The organism is Streptomyces sp. NPDC020362 (assembly GCF_040642095.1).
Classification (GTDB): Bacteria; Actinomycetota; Actinomycetes; order Streptomycetales; family Streptomycetaceae; genus Streptomyces.
Genome location: NZ_JBFAET010000480.1, coordinates 1 through 1,371, shown reverse-complemented (window position 1 = coordinate 1,371; position 1,371 = coordinate 1). Strand labels below are relative to the sequence as shown.

The following is a 1,371-nucleotide window of genomic DNA, read 5'->3' as shown; positions in this document are numbered from 1 at the left end:
CGATGCGAAACGCTGAGGCGTCGCCTGGCGGTCGACCACAGCGCCGAGACCGCCCGACGGCTTGAAGATGCGACCCACACACTGTGCCTGCTCACCGGCACCCGCCGACTGGATACGGCGCTGCACGTCGCCCGTCAGCAGATGGCCGAGGCGATGAGACGCAGGCAGCCCAACCAGCACTGAAACGCTCAGCCGTAAATGTCCAGGTCAGATAGGACACGCTGGCTGCGGTCCGAAGACGATCAATACGGTCCCAGATCCTCGCCACCACGGATCTGAGACATTCATGCGCGCTAAGAACAACGTACTGCGAACAGCCCGTTCCGAGACCGATGAGTGATCAATCAACAAAACCGGGTTCGCGGCCTGATGCTCATGCCGGTCCGCGGTGCATCACCGAAGCCGTTCATGCGCGTCCCGGACGATGTCCTCGTCCGCCTGCACCAGCTTCGCGCTCAACGGGACCCGGTTCCCTGCCGGCGGGCAGGGAACATCGCCCGCCGGAACCGCACCGAACTGGTGCTACCCCGGCGCACGCTTTGCTGCAGCTTATGCCCCTCCTGGTCGGTCAACCTGTGGACACGGACAGGCTGTGCCACTACACCCCCAACGGTCAGACCAACGGACGTCACCGCACATTCAACCGCGAGGGCGGAACGCGGTCGGGCCATCCGGGGGCCGCCTGGCTGTGCCTGCGCGCAGGGCCGGGTCCCCGGTCAGGGCTTCAGCGCGGCACGGATGAGAGGGCGCGCAGTTCATCGTCGGTGACGACCGCCATGTCCGTGGACCGCAGCCGAATGGTGGCCTTTCCGCTGATGAGCGTGGGATGGCGGGAGCTGAAGCCACCATCACGGTCCGTTGCCCACCCGTAGATCGAGACGCTGTGCCGCCAGGCACCGATGTGCAGCCTGCGCTTTTCGACCCGGTAGGTGGGCATTCCGTAGGGCAGTGCCACGCTCGCCTGCGGGAATTCCTCCAGGATCAGCCCGCTCACCCGGTCGAAGAGCGAACGGTGACCTGGCGCAATGGAGTCGACGTACTCCTGCACAGAGTCCATGCGACCATTGTGGTCCTCCCGCGAACACCGCTGCTGCGGGCTCGACCCCCTCGCGCCCGTCCGTCGCGCCTTCATGGCAGGGCAGGGCCGTGCGGCTCCAGCGGCCTGCTCCCGACCGTCAGGCGGCTGACCAGGGAAGATGGAGAACTGGGACGGGAGTATCTAGGGTCAGCACGTGGCTTTCATCATGGTGTGTGAAGACGATGCGGCGGTCCGCGACGTCCTCAAGCGCGCCCTGGAGCACGACGGCCACACCGTCTCCGTCGCCGCCACGGCCGACAGCCTGCTGCGGCAGCTCGCACCGGCGCCCCATC

Annotated in this window: 2 protein-coding genes and 1 pseudogene; 1 reads left to right on the top strand and 2 read right to left on the bottom strand. The window is 66.6% G+C overall.

Features of this window, described 5'->3' with window-relative positions:
* A partial coding sequence (locus AB0H32_RS48370) for a DUF5133 domain-containing protein (RefSeq protein ID WP_361136135.1) occupies nucleotides 1-183 on the top strand: 183 nt, incomplete at its 5' end.
* A 231-nt stretch (nucleotides 184-414) separates the two neighbouring features.
* Here AB0H32_RS48370 and AB0H32_RS48365 read toward each other — a convergent pair.
* A pseudogene (locus AB0H32_RS48365) lies at nucleotides 415-599 on the bottom strand (IS630 family transposase); the annotation flags it as partial.
* Nucleotides 600-724: 125 nt separating this feature from the next.
* Nucleotides 725-1,057, bottom strand: coding sequence for a DUF1801 domain-containing protein (locus AB0H32_RS48360; protein ID WP_361136132.1), 333 nt, complete (start codon nucleotides 1,055-1,057; stop codon nucleotides 725-727).
* Nucleotides 1,058-1,371 lie beyond the last annotated feature (314 nt).